At 71.5% G+C, this 20,084-nt stretch carries 18 protein-coding genes; 10 read left to right on the top strand and 8 right to left on the bottom strand.

Going from position 1 to position 20,084, the window contains the following annotated elements:
* On the bottom strand, positions 1 to 723 hold a 723-nt coding region (locus ACIQMV_RS37450), incomplete at its 3' end, for an ATP-grasp domain-containing protein (protein WP_402597549.1).
* Between the two features lie 183 nt (positions 724 to 906).
* Here ACIQMV_RS37450 and ACIQMV_RS37445 point away from each other — a divergent pair.
* The gene (locus ACIQMV_RS37445) at positions 907 to 1,923 is read left to right on the top strand and encodes a 2-dehydropantoate 2-reductase (protein ID WP_402597548.1); all 1,017 of its coding nucleotides are present in this window, start codon (positions 907 to 909) and stop codon (positions 1,921 to 1,923) included.
* Positions 1,924 to 2,031: 108 nt separating this feature from the next.
* On the opposite strand, the gene ACIQMV_RS37440 is transcribed toward ACIQMV_RS37445, so the two are convergent.
* The 5 genes from ACIQMV_RS37440 to ACIQMV_RS37420 all read right to left on the bottom strand — a co-directional run bounded on the left by ACIQMV_RS37440 (position 2,032) and on the right by ACIQMV_RS37420 (position 8,193).
* Positions 2,032 to 2,238: a formate dehydrogenase subunit delta gene (locus ACIQMV_RS37440; RefSeq protein ID WP_141364857.1), complete on the bottom strand. Its 207-nt coding sequence runs from the start codon at positions 2,236 to 2,238 to the stop codon at positions 2,032 to 2,034.
* A gap of 31 nt (positions 2,239 to 2,269) precedes the next feature.
* Positions 2,270 to 5,086 carry a formate dehydrogenase subunit alpha gene (gene fdhF, locus ACIQMV_RS37435; RefSeq protein ID WP_402597547.1) on the bottom strand — a complete coding sequence of 939 codons (2,817 nt, stop codon included), beginning with the start codon at positions 5,084 to 5,086 and terminating at the stop codon, positions 2,270 to 2,272.
* Positions 5,083 to 6,690 carry a formate dehydrogenase beta subunit gene (locus ACIQMV_RS37430; RefSeq protein WP_402597546.1) on the bottom strand — a complete coding sequence of 536 codons (1,608 nt, stop codon included), beginning with the start codon at positions 6,688 to 6,690 and terminating at the stop codon, positions 5,083 to 5,085. The genes fdhF and ACIQMV_RS37430 overlap by 4 nt, the downstream gene beginning before the upstream one ends.
* A gap of 2 nt (positions 6,691 to 6,692) precedes the next feature.
* On the bottom strand, positions 6,693 to 7,163 hold the full coding sequence (locus tag ACIQMV_RS37425) for a formate dehydrogenase subunit gamma (RefSeq protein WP_402597545.1): 471 nt from the start codon (positions 7,161 to 7,163) through the stop codon (positions 6,693 to 6,695).
* A gap of 229 nt (positions 7,164 to 7,392) precedes the next feature.
* A complete protein-coding gene (locus tag ACIQMV_RS37420; RefSeq protein ID WP_402597544.1) occupies positions 7,393 to 8,193 on the bottom strand; it encodes an acyl-CoA dehydrogenase family protein in 801 nt (266 codons plus the stop codon).
* A 231-nt stretch (positions 8,194 to 8,424) separates the two neighbouring features.
* On the opposite strand from ACIQMV_RS37420, the gene frc reads away from it, so the two are divergent.
* On the top strand, positions 8,425 to 9,654 hold the full coding sequence (frc, locus tag ACIQMV_RS37415; protein WP_141364847.1) for a formyl-CoA transferase: 1,230 nt from the start codon (positions 8,425 to 8,427) through the stop codon (positions 9,652 to 9,654).
* A gap of 3 nt (positions 9,655 to 9,657) precedes the next feature.
* Positions 9,658 to 11,814: an acetate--CoA ligase family protein gene (locus ACIQMV_RS37410; RefSeq protein WP_402597543.1), complete on the top strand. Its 2,157-nt coding sequence runs from the start codon at positions 9,658 to 9,660 to the stop codon at positions 11,812 to 11,814.
* A gap of 118 nt (positions 11,815 to 11,932) precedes the next feature.
* Here ACIQMV_RS37410 and ACIQMV_RS37405 read toward each other — a convergent pair whose 3' ends face one another.
* Positions 11,933 to 12,616 carry a GntR family transcriptional regulator gene (locus ACIQMV_RS37405; RefSeq protein ID WP_141364843.1) on the bottom strand — a complete coding sequence of 228 codons (684 nt, stop codon included), beginning with the start codon at positions 12,614 to 12,616 and terminating at the stop codon, positions 11,933 to 11,935.
* Between the two features lie 240 nt (positions 12,617 to 12,856).
* Here ACIQMV_RS37405 and ACIQMV_RS37400 point away from each other — a divergent pair, with 240 nt between their 5' ends.
* The gene (locus ACIQMV_RS37400) at positions 12,857 to 13,030 is read left to right on the top strand and encodes a hypothetical protein (protein ID WP_402597542.1); all 174 of its coding nucleotides are present in this window, start codon (positions 12,857 to 12,859) and stop codon (positions 13,028 to 13,030) included.
* Between the two features lie 152 nt (positions 13,031 to 13,182).
* Here the strand turns inward: ACIQMV_RS37400 and ACIQMV_RS37395 are convergent, their stop codons facing one another.
* Complete coding sequence (locus ACIQMV_RS37395) at positions 13,183 to 13,551, bottom strand: hypothetical protein (RefSeq protein ID WP_253266303.1); 369 nt, start codon at positions 13,549 to 13,551, stop codon at positions 13,183 to 13,185.
* 281 nt (positions 13,552 to 13,832) lie between these two features.
* On the opposite strand from ACIQMV_RS37395, the gene oxc reads away from it, so the two are divergent.
* The 6 genes from oxc to ACIQMV_RS37365 all read left to right on the top strand — a co-directional run bounded on the left by oxc (position 13,833) and on the right by ACIQMV_RS37365 (position 20,059).
* The gene (gene oxc / locus ACIQMV_RS37390) at positions 13,833 to 15,566 is read left to right on the top strand and encodes an oxalyl-CoA decarboxylase (RefSeq protein WP_402597540.1); all 1,734 of its coding nucleotides are present in this window, start codon (positions 13,833 to 13,835) and stop codon (positions 15,564 to 15,566) included.
* Positions 15,567 to 16,126: 560 nt separating this feature from the next.
* Positions 16,127 to 16,999: an NAD(P)-dependent oxidoreductase gene (locus ACIQMV_RS37385; RefSeq protein WP_402597539.1), complete on the top strand. Its 873-nt coding sequence runs from the start codon at positions 16,127 to 16,129 to the stop codon at positions 16,997 to 16,999.
* Between the two features lie 175 nt (positions 17,000 to 17,174).
* Positions 17,175 to 17,408, top strand: coding sequence for a hypothetical protein (locus ACIQMV_RS37380; protein ID WP_141364837.1), 234 nt, complete (start codon positions 17,175 to 17,177; stop codon positions 17,406 to 17,408).
* 20 nt (positions 17,409 to 17,428) lie between these two features.
* The gene (locus ACIQMV_RS37375; protein WP_141364836.1) at positions 17,429 to 17,890 is read left to right on the top strand and encodes a hypothetical protein; all 462 of its coding nucleotides are present in this window, start codon (positions 17,429 to 17,431) and stop codon (positions 17,888 to 17,890) included.
* A 44-nt stretch (positions 17,891 to 17,934) separates the two neighbouring features.
* Positions 17,935 to 19,062 (top strand): CapA family protein, encoded by a 1,128-nt coding sequence (locus ACIQMV_RS37370; protein ID WP_402597538.1) that lies wholly within the window; start codon positions 17,935 to 17,937, stop codon positions 19,060 to 19,062.
* A 244-nt stretch (positions 19,063 to 19,306) separates the two neighbouring features.
* Positions 19,307 to 20,059 carry an SDR family NAD(P)-dependent oxidoreductase gene (locus ACIQMV_RS37365; RefSeq protein ID WP_402597537.1) on the top strand — a complete coding sequence of 251 codons (753 nt, stop codon included), beginning with the start codon at positions 19,307 to 19,309 and terminating at the stop codon, positions 20,057 to 20,059.
* Positions 20,060 to 20,084 lie beyond the last annotated feature (25 nt).

The raw sequence follows: 20,084 nt of genomic DNA, 5'->3' as shown, positions 1-20,084 counted from the left end.
GTTCTTCTCCTTGGCAGCCGCCTCCAGCGGGTTGGCGGCGGCCTTGTCGTGGAGCTCCTCGAACTCGGGGTGACGGAACTCCGCGTTGTCGTCCAACGACACCTTCCCGTCGAGGGCTACGATCTCGCCCTCGACGGACCTGACCAGCGGATTGACCTCGATCAGCAGCGCGTCGGAGGCGACGAAGGCCTGCCACAGCAGCCGCAGGACCTCGGCCACCCGGCCGGCGACGTCGGCCGGGAAGGCGGCCTTCTCGACGATCTCGCGGGCCTTCTTCTCCGTCACGCCCTCGTTCGCGTCCACCGGGACCTTCGCCAGGGCCTCGGGCTTGGTCGCAGCGACCTCCTCGATGTCCATGCCGCCCTCGACGGAGGCCATGGCCAGGAAGGTGCGGTGGGTGCGGTCGAGGAGGAAGGAGACGTAGTACTCCTCCCGGATGTCGGCCACGGGGGCCAGCATCACCTTCTGGACCGTGTGGCCCTTGATGTCCATGCCGAGGATGTCCGCCGCGCGGGCGACGGCCTCGTCCGGGGTGGCGGCCGGCTTGACACCACCGGCCTTGCCGCGGCCACCGACCTTCACCTGAGCCTTGACGACCGACTTGCCGCCCAGCCGCTCGGCCGCGGCGCGTGCGGCCTCGGGCGTGTCGACGACCTCGCCGGCCGGTACCGGTACACCGTGCTCGGCGAAGAGATCTCGTGCTTGGTACTCGAACAGGTCCATTGAAGTGGCCTCCCAAAGCCGCTCACGGAAGCGTCGGCGGCACAGCGAGCATAAAGTCAACTGAATACTGTATGCAATAGCTGTACGTGAGACTTCCCGCCCTGCGCGCCCACCCCCCTCGGACTATGGACACCGCCCAGCGATATTGCATACAGTATCCAGCTCCACTGAGAGGAGTCCATCGTGAAGATCGCAGTCCTCGGAGCCGGTGCGATCGGCGCGTACGTCGGGGCGGCTCTGCACCGGGGCGGCGCCGAGGTGCATCTGATCGCCCGCGGTGATCATCTGCGGGCCATGCGGGCCGACGGGGTACGGGTGCTGAGCGCCCGCGGTGACTTCGTCGCCCGGCCGCACGCCACGGACGACCCGGCCGAGATCGGTCCGGTCGACTACGTCTTCCTCGGGCTGAAGGCCCACTCCTACCCGTCGTGCGGGCCGCTCATCAAGCCGCTGCTCGCCGACCACACGGCCGTCGTGGCCGGTCAGAACGGCATTCCGTGGTGGTACTTCCACCAGCTCGCCGGGCCCTACGAGGGCCGGCGGGTGGAGGCGGTCGACCCGGACGGCGCCACCAGTGCCGTCCTGCCGCCGGAGAGGGCCATCGGCTGCGTCGTCTATCCGGCGACCGTCGTCGAATCCCCCGGAGTGATCCGGCATCTGGAGGGCACCCGGTTCTCTCTCGGCGAGCCCGGGGGCCAGGTCTCCGAGCGTTGCACGGCGTTGAGCCAGGCCCTGATCGCCGGCGGGCTGAAGGCCCCGGTCGAGCCGAGCCTGCGCGACGACATCTGGATCAAGCTGATGGGCAACGTCGTGTTCAACCCGCTCAGCGCGCTCACCAGGGCGACGATGGCCGAGATCTGCCGGCACACCCAAACCCGGCGCCTGGTCGTCCAGTTGATGGAGGAGACCCTCGACATCGCGGCACGGGTGGGCAGTACACCGGACATATCGATCGAGAAGCGGCTGCGCGGCGCCGAGGGGGTCGGACACCACAAGACCTCGATGCTCCAGGACCTGGAGGCCGGCAAGCCACTCGAACTCGACGCCATCGTGACGGCGGTGGTGGAACTCGCCGACATCACCGGCGCGGAGGCGCCCACGCTGCGCGCCGTCCACGCGGCCACCGACCTGCTGGCCCAGTGCAGTACGCAGGGAGGCACCGCACGAAACAGCGCCACTCCGGGAGCCTTACCCGTCTGAGCCGGGCCGCCGCCACCGGCTCCGTCCCACGGCGCCGCGCACGGACCACCGCCTCATCTCCCCGTCGCCACGAGGGGAGATGAGGCGGTGGTGCGGGGAACGGACCGGTCAGTCGCCGGCGGTCCCGTCCGTCCGTCCGGCCGGCCTCAGCGCGGCGACGATCACGGGGGACAGTCCCTCCGCTCCCCCGTCGACGAACTCGGCCAGCCTCGCGCGCATCCTCGGGTCCCAGAACCGCTGGATGTGTCCCGCGACCGCCTCGGCGGCCTGCTCGTCCGGCAGGTGCCCGAAGGCCGCGGCGATGTCGTTCGCCATCCGCTGTTCCGGTGGCACGGCGCCCGCCATCTCAGTCCACCACCGCGTGCCGGTCGTCCTGGACCCGATCGGCGGCGCGCCCGGCGAGCGGGTGGGCGAGCCCGACCTGCACGGCGGTCACCTTGTACTCCGGGCAGTTGGTCGCCCAGTCCGAGTTCTCCGTGGTCACCACGTTGGCGCCGGTCACCGGATGGTGGAAGGTCGTGTAGACGACCCCCGGCGGCATCCGGTCGGACACCCGGGCCCGCAGGGTCGTCTCTCCGACGCGGCTGGTCAGCGTCACCATGTCGCCGTCGCCGATGCCGCGCACCTCGGCGTCGTGCGGGTGCAGTTCCAGCAGGTCCTCGGGGTGCCAGGCCACGTTGCCGGTACGGCGGGTCTGCGCCCCGACGTTGTACTGGCTCAGGATGCGCCCCGTGGTCAGGACGAGCGGGAAGCGGGAGGTGGTCCGTTCGTTGGTCGGCAGATAGGTGGTGACCACGAACCTCCCCTTGCCGCGGACGAATTCGTCCACGTGCATGGTCGGCGTGCCCTCCGGCGCCTCCTCGTTGCACGGCCACTGGATGCTGCCGAGCTTGTCCAGGGAGGCGTAGGAGATACCGCGGAAGGTCGGGGTGACCTGGGCGATCTCGTCCATGATCCGGCCCGGGTGCTCGTACTCCATGGGGTAGCCCATGGCGGCCGCGATCTCGCAGACGATCTGCCACTCGTGCTTGCCGGTCTTCGGCTTCATCACCGCGCGCACCCGGTTGACCCGGCGTTCGGCGTTGGTGAACGTGCCGTCCTTCTCCAGGAAGGAGGCGCCCGGCAGGAAGACATGGGCGAACTTGGCCGTCTCGTTGAGGAAGAGGTCCTGCACCACGACCAGTTCCATGGCTTCGAGCGCGGCGGTGACGTGCTTGAGGTTCGGGTCGGACTGGGCGATGTCCTCGCCGTGCACGAACAGACCGCGGAAGGAGCCGTCGATCGCCGCGTCGAACATGTTGGGGATCCGCAGTCCGGGCTCGGCGAGGATCGTGCGGCCCCACAGGTCCTCGAAGACGGTGCGGACCGCGTCGTCGGAGACATGGCGGTAGCCGGTGAACTCGTGCGGGAAGGAACCCATGTCGCACGAGCCCTGCACGTTGTTCTGCCCGCGCAGCGGGTTGACGCCGACGCCGTCGCGGCCGATGTTGCCGCACGCCATCGCCAGGTTCGCCATCCCCATGACCATGGTGGAGCCCTGGCTGTGCTCGGTGACGCCGAGCCCGTAGTAGATGGCCCCGTTGGGCGCCCGCGCGTACAGCCGGGCGGCGGCCCTCAGCTCCTCGGAGGGCACACCGGTGATGGACTCGGTGGCCTCCGGGCTGTTCTCCGGACGGGAGACGAACTCCGCCCACTCGTCGAACCCTTCGCAGCGGTCCGCCACGAAGGACTTGTCGACCAGGTCCTCGGTGACGACCACGTGCGCCATGGCGTTGATGACAGCGACGTTGGTGCTCGGGGTGAGCTGGAGGTGGTGTGCCGCCTCGATGTGCGGCGAGCGCACCAGGTCGATGCGGCGCGGGTCGATCACGACGAGTCGGGCGCCCTCGCGCAGCCGGCGCTTCATCCGCGAGGCGAAGACCGGATGGCCGTCGGTGGGGTTGGCGCCGATCACCACGATCACGTCGGCCTGGGCCACCGAGCGGAAGTCCTGTGTGCCGGCCGACTCGCCGAAGGTCTGCTTCAGTCCGTATCCCGTCGGGGAGTGGCAGACCCGGGCGCAGGTGTCGACGTTGTTGTTGCCGAAGGCCGCGCGCACCATCTTCTGGACGACGTAGACCTCCTCGTTGGTGCAGCGCGAGGAGGTGATGGCGCCGATCGCGCCGGAGCCGTGCCGCTCCTGGATGGAGCGCATCCCCCGGGCGACCGTGCGGATGGCCTCGTCCCACTCGACCTCGCGCCACGGGTCGGTGATCCTCTCCCGGACCATGGGCTTGAGGACGCGGTCGGGGTGGGTCGCGTAGCCGAAGGCGAAGCGGCCCTTCACACAGGAGTGCCCCTCGTTCGCCCCGCCGTCCTTGTAGGGCACCATCCGGACCAGTTCGTCACCGCGCAGCTCTGCCTTGAACGAGCAGCCGACGCCGCAGTACGCGCAGGTCGTGACGACCGAGCGGGTCGGCATGCCGAGTTCGACGACCGACCGCTCCTGGAGCGTCGACGTCGGGCAGGCCTGGACGCACGCGCCGCACGAGACGCACTCGGAGTCCATGAACAGCTCGCCCGCGCCGGGCGAGACCTTGGAGTCGAATCCGCGGCCCTCGATGGTCAGCGCGAAGGTGCCCTGCACCTCGCCGCAGGCCCGCACGCAGCGGGAGCAGACGATGCACTTGGACGGGTCGAAGTCGAAGTACGGGTTGCTCCGGTCGGCCTCGGCGTCCAGGTGGTTCTCGCCCTCGTACCCGTACCGGACCTGGCGCAGTCCGACGACGCCGGCCATGTCCTGCAACTCGCAGTCGCCGTTGGCCGGGCAGGTCAGGCAGTCCAGCGGGTGGTCGGAGAGGTACAGCTCCATGACGCCCTGGCGCAGCTTCTCCACCTTGGGCGTCTGGGTGCGCACCCGCATGCCGTCGGCGACCGGCGTGGTGCAGGACGCCGGGGTGCCCCTGCGTCCGTCGATCTCCACGACGCACAGCCGGCAGGATCCGAACGCGTCGAGGCTGTCGGTGGCGCACAGCTTGGGTATGTCGATGCCGGCGAGCGCCGCCGCGCGCATCACCGACGTGCCCTCGGGGACCGTGACGGGCAGTCCGTCCACTTCGACCGACACGGCCGGCTCCCCGGGCCTTTCGGGGGTTCCGAAGTCGGGTTCCTTGAGAAGGGTCATGCCGTGTCCTCCGTCCTCGCGCCGCTCGTCCGCGCGGTGCGCGCCGCCGCGTGTGCGTCGCGGGCGAGGAAGTCGTCAGAGAAGTGTGTGATGGCGCTGCGCACCGGCATCGGCGTCAACCCGCCCATGGCGCACAGCGAACCGTCGGTCATCAGCTCGCAGAGGTCTTCGAGCAGGGCGAGGTTGCCGTCGCGGTCCTCGCCCGCCACGATCCGGTCGATCACCTCGACCCCCCGTACCGAACCGACGCGGCAGGGCGTGCACTTGCCGCACGACTCGGCGGCGCAGAACTCCATCGCGAAGCGGGCCTGCGCGGCCATGTCCACGGTGTCGTCGAAGACCACGACGCCGCCGTGGCCGAGCATCGCGCCGGCCTCGGCGAACGCCTCGTAGTCCATCGGCAGGTCGAACATGGAGGCCGGCAGGTAGGCGCCCAGCGGTCCGCCGACCTGCACCGTGCGCACCGGGCGTCCGGAGAGCGTGCCGCCGCCGTAGTCCTCGACCAGCTCGCGCAGGGTGACGCCGAACGCCGTCTCCACGATGCCCCCGCGCGCGATGTTGCCGCCGAGCTGGAAGACCTGGGTGCCGCGCGAGCGCTGCACGCCGAGTTCCTGGTAGGCCTTCGCGCCGCGGGCCATGATCACCGGCACGGTGGCGAGGGTGAGGACGTTGTTGACGACGGTCGGCTTGCCGAAGAGTCCTTCCAGCGCGGGGATGGGCGGCTTGGAGCGGACCATGCCGCGCTTGCCCTCCAGGCTCTCCAGCATGGAGGTCTCCTCGCCGCAGATGTACGCGCCGGCGCCGACCCGGACGTGCAGGTCGAAGGTGAGGTCGGAGCCGAGGATCCGCTCTCCGAGCCAGTTGTTCCCGCGCGCGATGTCGATCGCGGCGCGCATCGTGGCCACCGCGTCGGGGTATTCCGAGCGGATGTAGACGTAGCCCTCACGTGCCCCGACCGCGTGCGCGGCGATCGTCATGCCCTCGATCAGCATGAACGGGTCGCCCTCCATGACCATGCGGTCCGCGAAGGTCCCGCTGTCGCCCTCGTCGGCGTTGCAGCAGACGAACTTCAGCTCGTCGGAGCACTCGGAGACGGTCTTCCACTTGACGCCGGCCGGGAATCCCGCGCCGCCCCGGCCGCGCAGGCCGGACTCGGTGACCTCGGCGATCACCTCGGCGCGCGGCTGCCCCAGCGCGCGACGCAGCCCGGCGAGGCCGCCGTGGCGCAGGTAGTCCTCGGTGGAGAGGGGGTCGGTGATCCCGATCCTGGCGAACGTGACCCGCTTCTGCCGGGCCAGCCAGGGCAGTTCGTCCACGACGCCGCGCCGCAGCGGATGGTCCCCGCCGTCGAGGAGGCCCGCGGCGAGGAGGCCCTCCACGTCCGAGGGGGTCACCGGACCGTAGCCGACCCGGCCGGCAGGTGTCGCCACCTCGACGAGCGGCTCCAGCCAGAGCATGCCGCGGGAGCCGTTGCGCACCACTTCGACCGGCCGGTCCCGGCCGGCGGCGGCCTGTCGGAGGGCGTCCGCGACCGCGTCGGCTCCCACGGAGCGTGCCGCCGAGTCGCGGGGGACGTACACCGTCACCGGAGAGTTGGAAGCCATGGTCACGGTGACACCGCCTCGTCGAGGATCGAGCGCAGGCGGTTCACGCTCACTCGCCCGTGCAGGGCGTCGTTCACCTGGATGGACGGCCCCAGCGCGCAGTTGCCGAGGCAGAAGACCTGTTCCACGGTGACCGAGCCGTCCGCCGCCGTCTCCCCCGGTGCGAGGCCGACCCGGTCGCGGGCACAGGCCACCAGGGCGTCCGCCCCGAGGGCCTGGCAGGCCTCGGCCCGGCAGATGCGCACGGTGGTGCGGCCCGCCGGTTCGCGGCGGAAGTCGTGGTAGAAGGAGACCACCCCGTGCACGTCCGCCCGGGACAGGTTGAGTTCGTCGGCGAGCTGCGCGACGCACTCCTGCGGCACATGGCCGAGTTCCGCCTGGATGGCGTGCAGTATCGGCAGCAGCGCGCCGCGTTGGCCGCGATGGGCGGCCACGATCGCGCTGATCGCGGCTCGCACCGGTACATCACTCACGCTTGTGGTCATGATCGCCCCCAGTCACCGGCATGCGCGGAAGTCGAGCGCGAGGCCCTCGCCGCTGTCGTACGAGTTTGGTTTCGCGAACACATGAACCCTTGCCCCTCGTCTGCGGATGCGCAGAGGCGGTGACCAGCGGCACAGCCGCTTCCGCCGACCCGGTCGGTGCACGGACAACGCTCCGCAGCATAATCGCCTGCTTACAGTTTGTATACAGTGTTCAGACTCATGGAGCGTGCCGTTCCAGGCCCCACGGGACACCGTGCGCCGGCGACTGCGCGCGTACCTCGGCCGCGACCGGCCGGGCGCCCGCCGCACCCGGGGCCGGCAGGGCTGCCAGCCACGGCAGCACCGCGCCCAGCACGGTGCCGATCCCGCCGCCGCTCGGCCCGAGCATCGCGCCCGCCGGCACCAGGACGGGGTCGGCGCGGACGGTGGACGACGCGCTGCCGCGCGGGCCCTCCCCGTCCGGCCGTGCGGGCACGAACAGCCCGGGGGCGTCGGCCGGCACCAGCCAGAGGGTCAGTCCGTCGCGCCCGTCGGCCGGCCGGGAGGACCACACGTAGCTGTCGGCCTCCCCCGCCCCGACCACGTTGTGCTTCCAGGCGCGCAGTGCCACCACGTCCCCCGTGCGTGTCGCCGTCGAGGGCGGACCGGGAGGCGCGCCGCGCTCACCGCACTCGACGGCCTCCGCCAGGGCGAGGGTGCTCAGGTGGTGCCCGGTGGCGATCTTCCGGCGCACCCAGTGGATGCCGTGGGCCTCGATGACCGCGACGGCGGCGTAGTGGGACCTGAGCACGGCACCGGTGGCCGGGCAGGCCCGCGACACCTCGGCCACCACCTCGGAGGCCTCCGCCAGGCCGAGCCCCTGGCCGCCGAGTTCGGCGGAGACGGTGAGCGCCAGCAGTCCGGAGTGCCCCAGTGCGGCGACCGAGGCCCGGGGGAACACGCCGTGCGTGCGGACCCGTTCGGCCCCGGGCTCGATGACGCTGCTCATGGCGTGGGAGAGAGCGGTGCGGTACGACATGGGGCGGCCCCTTGAAGTCACTTCCGGCACAGATTGCATACAGTATGCTCTCCACTGGGGGCGCCGACCAGCCCTGAGCGCACGAATCCGCCGACTGGGCAAAATCACGCGCAGGCGACTGGACAGCCGCCGTCCGGTCGGCCGATGATTGCATACAGTATTCGTTGCCTGTATGCAGGGTGCTCCCGTACGGCCAGACGCACCAAACCATGTACAAGTGAGGTGATCCCCATGACCAGGGCTCTTGAGGGCGTGCGCGTCCTCGACATGACACACGTCCAGTCAGGCCCTTCCGCCACCCAGTTGCTCGCCTGGCTCGGTGCGGACGTCGTCAAGCTGGAAGCGCCGACCGGCGACATCACCCGCAGGCAGCTGCGGGACCTCCCCGACGCCGACTCCCTCTACTTCACGATGCTCAACTGCAACAAGCGGAGCATCACCCTCAACACCAAGACCGAACGCGGCAAGGAACTGCTCACCGAGCTGATCCGGCGCTCCGACGTCATGGTCGAGAACTTCGGACCGGGCGCCGTCGACCGCATGGGCTTCACCTGGGACCGCATCCAGGAGATCAACCCGCGGATCGTGTACGCCTCCATCAAGGGGTTCGGCGAAGGCCCGTACACCACCTTCAAGGCGTACGAGGTCGTCGCGCAGGCCATGGGCGGCTCGATGGCGACCACGGGCTTCGAGGACGGCCCGCCGACGGCCACCGGCGCGCAGATAGGCGACTCGGGGACCGGGGTCCACCTCGTCGCCGGCATCCTCGCGGCGCTCTTCCAGCGCGAGCGCACCGGACGCGGCCAGCGGGTCAACGTGGCCATGCAGCACGCGGTGCTCAACCTCTGCCGGGTGAAGCTGCGCGACCAGCAGCGCCTGACGCACGGCCCGCTCGCCGAGTACCCGAACGAGGACTTCGGCGAGGAGGTGCCGCGCTCGGGGAACGCCTCCGGCGGCGGCCAGCCCGGCTGGGCGGTCAAGTGCGCGCCGGGAGGCCCCAACGACTACGTGTACATCGTGGTGCAGCCGCCCGGCTGGAAGCCCATCACCGAGCTGATCAACCGCCCGGAACTGGCCGAGGACCCCGACTGGGCCACCCCCGAGGCCCGGCTGCCCAAGCTGGACAAGATGTTCCAGCTGATCGAGGAGTGGAGCAGCACCCTGCCCAAGTGGGAGGTGCTGGAGGCCCTCAACTCCCACGGCATCCCCTGCGGGCCGATCCTGTCCACCAAGGAGATCATCGAGGACCGGTCGCTGGCCGCCAACGAGATGATCGTCCCGGTCGAGCACCCCGAGCGCGGCACCTTCAAGACCGTCGGCTCGCCCCTCAAGCTGTCCGACTCCCCCGTGACCATCACCAGCTCCCCGCTGCTCGGCGAGCACAACGAAGAGGTCTACGCCGGCGAACTGGGCCTCGACGACGAGGAACTGAAGCTCCTCAAGACGAACGGAGTGATCTGAGCGATGCCCCTGAACCATGCCTCAGCCGACCGCGACACCGTGGCGAAGGTGCTCGCCACCGTGCGCGCCGAGGGCCGCAGCGCCCTGACCGCGCCCGAGGGCAAGCGGATCGCCGACGCGTACGGCATCGCCACCCCCGGCGAGGCCCTGGCGCGCGACGCGGACGAGGCGGTGGCCCACGCCGGCGCCTTCGACGGGCCGGTCGTCCTGAAGATCGTCTCCCCCGACATCCTGCACAAGACCGACGCCGGCGGGGTGGTCGTCGGTCTGCACACGGCGGAAGAGGTGCGCACGGCGTACGACCGGATCATCGGCAACGCCACGGAGTACGACCCCAAGGCCCGGATCACCGGCGTGCAGGTGCAGCAGATGCTGCCGCCGGGCCAGGAGGTCATCATCGGGGCGGTCACCGACCCCACCTTCGGCAAGGTCGTCGCCTTCGGTCTGGGCGGGGTGCTGGTCGAGGTCCTCAAGGACGTGACCTTCCGGCTGGCGCCGGTCGCCGAGGACGAGGCGGCCTCCATGCTGGACTCGATCGGGGCGGCCGAGATCCTGCGCGGCGTGCGCGGCGCGGCCGCGGTGGACCGCGAGGCGCTGGCCGAGCAGATCCGCGGGGTCTCCCAACTGGTCACGGACTTCCCGGAGATCGCCGAGGTGGACCTCAACCCGGTGATCGCCACGCCCGAGGGCGCGCTCGCGGCCGACATCCGCGTGATCCTCGCCGAGAACGCGCCGGCCCCGCGGCCGAAGTACAGCCGTGAGGAGATCCTGACGGCGATGACACGGCTGATGCAGCCCCGGTCGGTGGCGGTGATCGGCGCCTCCTCCGAGGCCGGCAAGATCGGCAACTCGGTGATGCGCAACCTCATCGACGGCGGGTTCGCGGGCGACATCCACCCGGTCAACCCGAAGGCCGACGAGATCGAGGGCCGCAAGGCGCACGCGTCCGTCCTGGACATCCCGGGCGAGGTGGACGTGGCCGTCTTCGCGATCCCGGCGAAGTTCGTGCCCACCGCGCTGGAGGAGGTCGGCGCCAAGGGCATACCCAACGCCGTCCTGATCCCGTCCGGATTCGCCGAGACCGGCGAGCACGAACTCCAGGACCGGATCGTCGCCATCGCCCGGGAGCACGGCGTACGGCTGCTGGGACCGAACATCTACGGCTACTACTCGCCGTGGCAGGACCTGTGCGCCACGTTCTGCACCCCGTACGACGTCAAGGGCCCGGTGGCGCTGACCTCCCAGTCCGGTGGCATCGGCATGGCGATCCTCGGCTTCGCCCGCACCACCAAGACCGGTGTCTCCGCGATCGTGGGCCTCGGCAACAAGTCGGACATCGACGAGGACGACCTGCTCACCTACTTCGGCGAGGACCCGAACACCAAGTGCATCGCGATGCACCTGGAGGACCTCAAGGACGGCCGGGCGTTCGTCGAGGCCGCCCGCGAGACCGTGCCGAAGAAGCCGATCGTGGTGCTCAAGGCCGGGCGCACCTCGGCCGGAGCGAAGGCCGCCGGCTCCCACACCGGAGCCCTGGCCGGCGACGACGCCGTCTACGACGACATCCTGCGGCAGGCCGGTGTGATCCGCGCCCCGGGCCTGAACGAGATGCTCGAGTACGCGCGGGCGCTGCCCGTCCTGCCCACCCCGCAGGGCGAGAACGTCGTCATCATCACCGGCGCCGGCGGCTCCGGCGTGCTGCTCTCCGACGCCTGCGTGGACAACGGGCTGAGGCTGATGGAGATCCCGGACGACCTCGACGAGGCGTTCATGCGGTACATCCCGCCGTTCGGCGCGGCCGGCAACCCGATCGACATCACGGGTGGCGAGCCTCCCTCCACCTACGAGGCGACGATCCGCCTCGGCCTGGAGGACCCGCGGGTGCACGCCCTGATCCTCGGCTACTGGCACACCATCGTCACCCCGCCGATGGTCTTCGCCGAACTGACCGCGCGCGTGGTCGCCGAGGCGCGGGCCAACGGGATCCACAAGCCGGTGGTGGCCTCGCTCGCCGGGGACACCGAGGTGGAGGCGGCCAGCGCCTACCTGTTCGAGCGCGGGGTCGTCGCCCATCCCTACACCACCGAACAGCCGGTGGCCGCTCTCGGCGCGAAGTACCGCTGGGCCAGGGCCGCCGGACTGCTTCCGGCCGACGGGTAACCGCCCGACGATCCACGGGTCGATCCGACGGTCAGGGGGCGCCCCCTTCGCGGTGGCGCCCCCTGACCGTTGCCGCCGGGCGGTGCGGGCACCTGGCCCGCGTCGCCCGGTTCCGCCGTCACTCCTCGGAACCGGCGCGCTCGTGGTAGGTGACACGGGTCTGCTCCGTGTGCGCCCGCATCAGCCGCTGGGCGCGCTGCTCGTCCCCCGCCTCGATCGCGTCGATCAACTCGCGGTGCTCGCGCCAGGAGTGCTCGCCGCGGGCCCGCGCGATGGGCGTGTAGAACCAGCGCATGCGGCGGTCCACCTGAGCGGACAGCTCGGCGAGCACGGAGTTCGCCGCGAGTTCCATGACGTACGCGTGGAAGGCGGCGTTGGCGGCGACCACCGCGTCGACGTCGTCGGACCGCAGGGCCCGCTCGCCCTCCTCGCACAGCTCGCGCAGCCGCGCCGGTGCCTCGCCTCCGGCCCCGGCCGCCGCCAACCGCGCCGCCTCGGCCTCCAACAAGCCGCGTACGACGAGCAGTTGGTCGGCCTCGTCCTCGGTGGGCTCGTGCACGAACGCGCCCTGGGCCGGGCGCAGATCGACCCATCCCTCGGTGTTGAGCCGCTGGAGCGCCTCGCGCACGGGCTGGCGGGAGACGCCGAGCTGGCCGGCGAGTTCGGTCTCGATCAGGTGCTGACCGGGCTTGAGCACCCTGGTGATGATGAGTTCGAGGAGGGCCTCGTAGACCCGCTCGCGCAGCGGACCCGGCCGCTCCAGCTTCGGCACGGTTCCGCTCGGCAAACCCGCGGAGAGCATGGCTTCCATCCCCTGATCAGCGGCCCGACCGAGCCTGGGAGTGAGATTGACTTTCGTCTACAGTCTACCGACGCACCGCCCCGCACAGGACACACACCCACTGTGACCCAGTTCACATCACCCAGGGGTCGCGTGGACCGCCGACGGCGCCGGCGTCACCGCCCCCACCCTCACGACGGACGGTTTCCGCCCCGGGGTCGCGGGCAGGCGGATGGGTGAGCGCCAGGGAAAGGACCCGACATGAGCGCCGGAGAGAAGGCCAGGGCCACGGCCGAGCAGGTGGTCGGGAAGGCCGTGAGGAAGGTGGCGCACGCGCTCGGCAACGAGACCACGGCGGCCAAGGGTGCCGCACTGGAGGCGCGGGGCAAGGCCCGCGCCGCCACGGAACGGCCGAAGAGCGGCCTCGGACACTGAGCACGCGCGCACGGGGGCGCGGCGCGCCACCGCGGATCCGGCCCGCCGGACGGAGCGCGACGCGATGAACCGGACAGGATCCACGAGACGACGCCGTCCGACACGACGGCAGGACCGAGGGGGCCGGCAGCCCGTACCGCCGGCCCCCTCGGTCATGCCGCGAGGACGCTCGTCCGCAGGGGGCGGCGCGGCGCGGCCGGGGTGTCCGCCGGTCCGACGCGGTAGGTGGTCCTGGTGGAGTCGACGAGGGGCTCGCCGAGCGTGATCCGTCCGCTGGAGTGCAGCATGTCGCACACGTCCGTGGGCAGCGCGACGTAGCAGCTTCCCCGGCCGGTGCGGGGGTCGAACGGCTGCCAGTAGCTGTACCTGCGGCGCCCGCCCGCGTGCACGGTGAGGAACACGAGCGTGGCCGGGTCGGAGATGATGCGCAGCAGGTCAGCACCCGTGGGGCTGAGGGCGGCACCGGCACGGCTGTGGTGGTGCAGGACGACGGCGCGGGCCGGGCCGGGTATGGACTGCATCAGCGGGGCCTTCCTCGATGCTGGGACTGAAGATCACTTACCCAGCTCGGGCGATGTTGATCTCTCTTTCCCGCGGCATTTTCCTGCATGTCACTGACAATGCGGCGGCGACACGCCGCACTGACGTCCGATCCGCAGCGGCTCGCGACCTCGCGACGGCCCCCGCAGGACGCGAACCGGGAACACCGCCCCACGCGAATCCTTGCTAGTGCATCCAACCTCAGGGATACTGAATACAGTATTCCCGAAGCCATTCGTGACGTTCAGGGAGGATCCCGACCATGACCAACGCTTCCTTGCCGGAATCAGGGCTGGGGGACACTGACGGTCCGGCCGCTCTCACCGACGGGATCCACCTGGTCGTCGAAGCGCTCAGGCGCAACGGCGTCAAGAACGTCTACGGCGTCGTCGGCATCCCGATCACCGACCTGGCGCGCGTCGCGCAGGCGTCGGGCATGCGTTACATCGGCTTCCGCCACGAGAGCGACGCCGGGCACGCGGCGGCGGCAGCCGGATTCCTCACGAAGCGGCCGGGCATCTGCCTGACGGTCTCCGCCCCGGGCTTCCTCAACGGGCTCGTGGCCCTCGCCAACGCCACCACGAACTGCTTCCCCATGGTCCAGATCTCCGGATCCAGCGAGCGGCACCTGGTCGACCTCCAGCGCGGCGACTACGAGGAGATGGACCAGCTGGCGGCGGCGAAGCCCTTCGTCAAGGCCGCCTACCGCGTCCACCGGGCCGAGGACATCGGCCGCGGGGTGGCCCGCGCGATCCGCACCGCGGTCTCCGGGCGTCCCGGAGGTGTCTATCTCGACATCCCGGCCGCGGTGCTCGGAGAGGTCGTCGACAAGGAGCAGGGGGCCGCGTCGCTGTGGGAGGTCGTGGACCCGGCGCCGCGCCAGCTGCCCGAACCCGCGGCCGTGGACCGCGCGATCGATCTGCTCGCCGGCGCGGAGCGGCCCCTGGTCGTCCTCGGCAAGGGCGCGGCGTACGCGCAGGCGGACGAGCAGATCCGGGAGTTCGTCGAGACGACCGGCGTGCCCTACCTGCCCATGTCGATGGCCAAGGGCCTGCTGCCCGACGACCACCCGCAGTCGGCGGCCACCGCCCGGTCACTGGCCCTGCGCAGGGCGGACGTCGTGATGCTCGTCGGCGCGCGCCTGAACTGGCTGCTCGGGCACGGCGAGGCACCCCAGTGGGACCCGTCGGCCACGTTCATCCAGGTGGACATCGCGGCCACCGAGATGGACAGCAACCAGCCCATCGCGGCCCCGCTCGTCGGCGACGTCGCGTCGGTGATGGAGGCCCTGGTCGAGCGGAGCAAGCCCGGCCGGATCCCGGCCGCGCAAAAGTGGCGGGAGGAACTCGCGGCGCGCTCCGCGCAGAACGCGGCCAAGATGGCCAAGCGCCTCGACGCCGCGAAGACCGCGCACCCGATGAAGTTCCTCGGCGCGCTCCAGGTGATCCGCGACGTCCTGGCGGAGAACCCCCGCGCCTACGTCGTCAACGAGGGCGCCAACGCGCTCGACCTGGCCCGCAACACGATCGGCATGCGGATACCGCGCCACCGGCTGGACAGCGGTACCTGGGGCGTCATGGGCATCGGCATGGGCTACGCCATCGCCGCCGCCGTCGAGACCGGAGACCCCGTGGTCGCCATCGAGGGCGACAGCGCCTTCGGGTTCAGCGGCATGGAGATCGAGGCCGTCTGCCGCTACAACCTGCCCATCGTCACCGTCGTCCTCAACAACAGCGGCGTCTACCGCGGTGACGAGGCCTCCACCTCCACGGACCCCGCGCCGACCGCCCTCAAGGCCCGCCACGACCTCATGATCGAGGCGTTCGGCGGCAAGGGCTACCAGGCGACGACACCCGACGAGGTCGCCACCGCCCTGCGGGAAGCCCTGGCCTCGGGGGCCCCGGCGCTCATCGACTGCGTGATCGACCCCTCGGACGGGACCGAGAGCGGCAACATCTCCCACCTCAACCCGAAGGGCATCACGGTCCAGCGCTGACCGAACCCGGCGACTCCCCGCACCCACGGTCCCGTCGCGGTCACCCGGGACGCCGAACAAGAAATGCCGGCACACCCCCTGCTGACCCGCACCCTCGCGGGTCGGCAGGGGATCCTCCATGATCGGACGCCCGCTCGGCGCCCGGCCCGCGCCAAGGTTCCCCCGGATGCGCGCCGCCGGCGTCCGCCGCGGCCCACCCATCCGCGCGGCGACGCGGTGCAGCCGCGCCACGAAGGGCCCGGAACCTGCCGAGTGTGAGGGGGCCGGCGCACCGCCTCCGCGTGCTCGCGCCCCTCTGTGCTCTTCCGCCACCGCCACGCCTTCGCGGCTTATACGCGCGTGATCTTGCCGACGGCGTCGGCTCGGTTCGCGCCCGACCGCACGAGCGGGCCGCGCGGATGACGACCCCTGACCGTCTGGCGACGGAGTCCCCACTGCTCCGTTCGGTGGCGCGTGGGCGGTCATGACGGTCTGCCGGAGCACACCGGGAGCAAGATGATCGCCACCTGGTGTGACCGAGGGTCCGCACGGAGCGACCAGGCAGGAGAGGAGCGACGGGGATGGATGGGATCGGGTTCGTCGGGCTCGGCACGATGGGCCGTCCGATGGCGCGCAGGCTGCTGGCCGCCGGGCACCGCGTGGTGGTGTGGAACAGGTCGCGGCCCGCCGTCGAGGAACTGCGCGGGGACGGAGCGGAGGCCGCGGCGGACCTCGTGGAGGTGTTCGGGCTCCCCGTGGTGATGAGCATGCTGTCCGACGACGCCGGCATCCGGTCGCTCATCCTGGACAGCGGGGTGCTGGACGGCGCCGAGTGCCGTGTGCACGTGAACCTGGCGACGGTGTCGGCCGGCTTCGCCGCCGAGGCGGAACAGCGGCACACGCAGCGGGGCATCGGATACGTGGCGGCGCCGGTGCTGGGCCGGGCCGACGTGGCGGCGGCCGGGAAGCTGAACGTCCTGGCCGCCGGCGCCCCCGAGGCGCTGGACCTGGCAAGGCCCGTGCTCGAACCGCTGGCCGGGCGGATCTGGGAACTGGGGGACGACCCGGCACGGGCCAACGTGGTCAAGATCGCGGTCAACTTCCTGCTGGCCGCCGCGATCGAGGCCACGGCGGAGGCGACGTCGCTGGTGGAGTCGTACGGCGTCGACGCCGCCGCGTTCGTCGAGCTGATCAGCGGAACGCTGTTCCCCGGACCGGTGTACGGCACCTACGGCGGGCTCATGGCCGAACAGCGCTACGAGCCACCGGGGTTCACCACCCGGCTCGGGCTCAAGGACGTGGGCCTCGCCCTGTCGGCGGCACACCGGCGCGACATGGCCCTGCCCACCGGCAGCCTCGTACGGGACGCGCTGCTCGAAGCCGTCGCGGCGGGCTGGTCCGAGCGCGACTGGGCCACGCTCGCCGAGGTCGCCCGGCGAAGAGCGGGACGCTGATACGCACCGGCCGGGCTTGTGGGGCGTGGGGTCCGTCGGAGTGGTTGTGCCGCGGCGGCCGGTCCGGCCGGTGCCGTTGGTGGAATACGGCTCGGGATACGCGACCCGACTCCAGGGATCCGCGGCCCGATCCGACGCCGGGGCACCGGTCCGGCACAGCGAGGAGTGAAGGCTCATGGCAGTGTGCGAGGTCTGCGACAACGACTACGAGATGGCGTTCGAGGTCCGCGCGGGCGACGCCGTCCACATCTTCGACAGCCTCGAATGCGCGGCCCAGCGGATCGCTCCGACCTGCGACAACTGCGAGTGCCGCATCCTCGGCCACGGTCTGCAGGCCGACGGACGCTTCTTCTGCTGCGCCAACTGCGCACGCCGACGCGGATTCGCGCAACTCGTCGACCACGCCTGACCTCTCGGCGGGAGGAACCCATGGAACTGCCTCTGAAGGCCCACCACATCGCTCCACGGCTGGCGACCGGGGCGTTCATTCTCCATGCGGGACTGGGCAAGCTCTCGGCGGACGAGCAGACGGAGGAGGGCCTGCACGCGATGGCCACCCACGCCTACCCGTTCCTGCGCAGGCTCTCTCCCCACCGCTTCACCCGGCTCCTCGGCACCGCGGAGGTGACACTGGGCGCGGCGCTGCTGACACCGCTGGTGCCCAGCGGCATCGCCGGGGCGGGGCTGACGGCGTTCTCCTCGGGTCTGGTCGGGCTCTACCTGCGCACGCCCGGCACCCACGCCAAGGGCAGCCCACTGCCCACCCAGCAGGGCATCCCGCTCGCGAAGGACTCCTGGCTGCTCGCCATCGGGCTGGGTCTGGTCACCGACCGCGCGTCCTGGTCGTGTCCGCGCCCCGCCGGCCGACGGCGGTGTGGCCGCCGCAGGTAGCCGCACCGGGCGGTGACGGGCCGTCCGGCCACTACTGTGGGGGTATGCGCGGCGGCGTGGTGACGCTGTTCCTGTGCGGCGACGTGATGCTCGGCCGCGGCGTCGACCAGATCCTCCCGTGCCCCGGCGATCCGGCCCTGCGGGAGGCCTGGGTCCACGACGCCCGGTCCTACGTGGAGCTGGCGGAGGCGGCGAGCGGCCCGATTCCGGCCCCGGTCCCATCGGCCTGGCCGTGGGGTGAGGCCCTGCCGGTGCTGGCGGCCGCCGCCCCGGACGTACGCATCGTGAATCTGGAGACGGCCGTGACCCGCGGCGACGCGTTCGCGCCGGAGAAAGAGGTCCACTACCGGATGCACCCGGCCAACCTGCCCGCCCTGGAGGCGGCCCGGCCCGACGTCTGCGTCCTGGCCAACAACCACACGCTGGACTTCGGCCGTGCGGGGCTGCTGGAGACGCTGGACTCCCTGACGGGTGCGGGACTGCCGGTGGCGGGCGCCGGCCGGGACGCGGAGTCGGCGTACGCGCCCGCGGAATGCCCGGTCGCGGACGGGGTCCGCGTGCTGGTGTTCGCCCTGGGGATGACGTCCAGTGGCATACCGGGGAGCTGGGCGGCGACGGCGGACCTCGCCGGTGTCGCGTACGTCCCCGCGGCGACGGCGGAGGCGGCCGCGGCGGTCGTCGAGCGCGTCCGGCGGGTGCGGTCTCCGGGTGACCTCGTGGTCGTCTCGGTGCACTGGGGGTCCAACTGGGGCTATCACGTCCCCCGGGAGCAGATCCGCTTCGCCCGCGCGCTGGTCGACGGCGGGGTCGACGTCGTCCACGGGCACTCCTCGCACCACCCCCGTCCCGTCGAGGTGTACCGCGACCGGCTGATCCTTTACGGCTGCGGCGACTTCATCGACGACTACGAGGGCATCTCCGGCTACGAGCAGTACCGCGACGACCTGCGGATCGCCTACTTCCCCTCGCTCACGGCGGCCACGGGACGGCTCGCGGACCTGCGCATGGTGCCGCTGCGGGCCCGGCGGATGCGGCTGGAACCCGCCACCGGGGAGGACAGCGCATGGCTGCGGGCGACCCTCGCCCGGATCAGCACGGGCGTGGCCATCACCCCGGGGCCGGACGGCACCCTCGGAGCGGCACGCACGACGACCGGCGCACAGGAGCCGTAAGGCCCGTGCGGCGCTGGACCGCTACCGGGCACACGACCCGCCCCCCTGAATGCCGGCCGGCGTCCGCGCCGACCGGCGTGTTCCGGTCGTCGGTTCCTCGCTCTGTGGCGGCTCGTCGTGAGGCGCAGTCCCAGCATTGGCCGCACGGGCCACCGGCGCCCGGCCTCATGTCGGGCGGCGGAAGTGCCGATGAGGCGGAACGGAATCTCGTGCCGGACTTGTCTCACCGCGGAGAACGACACTCATGGGTCCTTTTGAACTGACCGGACGCGTAGCCCTGGTGACCGGAGCGACCAGCGGCATCGGAGCCGCCACCGCGGCGCTGCTCGCCGAGCGGGGCGCGCACGTCCTGGTCGCGGGCCGGGACCGCACCCGCGGCGAGGCCGTGGTCGCCGGCATCCGCGACCGCGGCGGCAGGGCCGACTTCGTCGCCGCCGACCTGCGCACCGCGGAGTCGGTGCGGCAACTGGCCGGGGAAGCCGTCGGCGCGGGCGGTGGCCGGGTGGACATCCTCGTCAACAACGCCGGCGTGTACCCGTTCGGCCCCACGGAGCAGACGCCGCAGGACGAGGTCGACGCCGTCTACGACCTGAACGTGAAGGCGCCGTTCCACCTGGTGGCGGCCCTCGCCCCGGCGATGGCGGCACGCGGACACGGCGCGATCGTGAACGTCAGCACCATGGTCGCGGAGTACGGCGTCTCCGGGATGGCGCTGTACGGGTCGAGCAAGGCGGCGCTGAACCTGCTGACCAAGGCGTGGGCCGCCGAGTTCGGCCCCCGCGGCGTGCGGGTCAACGCCGTGGAGCCCGGTCCGACCCGCACGGAGAGCACCGTAGGGATGGGCGAGGCCCTCGACGCCCTGGCCGCGGAAGCCCCGGCCGGGCGCCCGGCCGCACCGGAGGAGATCGCCGAGGCGATCGCCTACCTGGCCAGCGATGCCGCGAGCTTCGTCCAGGGTGCGGTGCTGCCCGCGGACGGCGGCCGCACAGCCGTCTGACCCCCGGCCCCCCGAGCCCGCACCA

This window comes from Streptomyces sp. NPDC091412 (assembly GCF_044756885.1).
GTDB lineage: Bacteria > Actinomycetota > Actinomycetes > Streptomycetales > Streptomycetaceae > Streptomyces.
Note: the sequence above shows the minus strand (reverse complement) of the source record. Positions and strands in the feature narration are given on the sequence as shown.

Bases quoted from the DNA above. Each gene is read 5' to 3' on its own strand.
- fdhF (WP_402597547.1), bottom strand. From the start codon at position 5,086: ATGACCCTTCTCAAGGAACCCGACTTCGGAACCCCCGAAAGGCCCGGG.
- ACIQMV_RS37365 (WP_402597537.1), top strand. From the start codon at position 19,307: ATGGGTCCTTTTGAACTGACCGGACGCGTAGCCCTGGTGACCGGAGCG.
- oxc (WP_402597540.1), top strand. From the start codon at position 13,833: ATGACCAACGCTTCCTTGCCGGAATCAGGGCTGGGGGACACTGACGGT.
- ACIQMV_RS37395 (WP_253266303.1), bottom strand. From the start codon at position 13,551: ATGCAGTCCATACCCGGCCCGGCCCGCGCCGTCGTCCTGCACCACCAC.
- ACIQMV_RS37400 (WP_402597542.1), top strand. From the start codon at position 12,857: ATGAGCGCCGGAGAGAAGGCCAGGGCCACGGCCGAGCAGGTGGTCGGG.
- ACIQMV_RS37375 (WP_141364836.1), top strand. From the start codon at position 17,429: ATGGAACTGCCTCTGAAGGCCCACCACATCGCTCCACGGCTGGCGACC.
- ACIQMV_RS37385 (WP_402597539.1), top strand. From the start codon at position 16,127: ATGGATGGGATCGGGTTCGTCGGGCTCGGCACGATGGGCCGTCCGATG.
- frc (WP_141364847.1), top strand. From the start codon at position 8,425: ATGACCAGGGCTCTTGAGGGCGTGCGCGTCCTCGACATGACACACGTC.
- ACIQMV_RS37380 (WP_141364837.1), top strand. From the start codon at position 17,175: ATGGCAGTGTGCGAGGTCTGCGACAACGACTACGAGATGGCGTTCGAG.
- ACIQMV_RS37420 (WP_402597544.1), bottom strand. From the start codon at position 8,193: ATGTCGTACCGCACCGCTCTCTCCCACGCCATGAGCAGCGTCATCGAG.
- ACIQMV_RS37405 (WP_141364843.1), bottom strand. From the start codon at position 12,616: ATGCTCTCCGCGGGTTTGCCGAGCGGAACCGTGCCGAAGCTGGAGCGG.
- ACIQMV_RS37370 (WP_402597538.1), top strand. From the start codon at position 17,935: ATGCGCGGCGGCGTGGTGACGCTGTTCCTGTGCGGCGACGTGATGCTC.
- ACIQMV_RS37430 (WP_402597546.1), bottom strand. From the start codon at position 6,690: ATGGCTTCCAACTCTCCGGTGACGGTGTACGTCCCCCGCGACTCGGCG.
- ACIQMV_RS37410 (WP_402597543.1), top strand. From the start codon at position 9,658: ATGCCCCTGAACCATGCCTCAGCCGACCGCGACACCGTGGCGAAGGTG.
- ACIQMV_RS37440 (WP_141364857.1), bottom strand. From the start codon at position 2,238: ATGGCGAACGACATCGCCGCGGCCTTCGGGCACCTGCCGGACGAGCAG.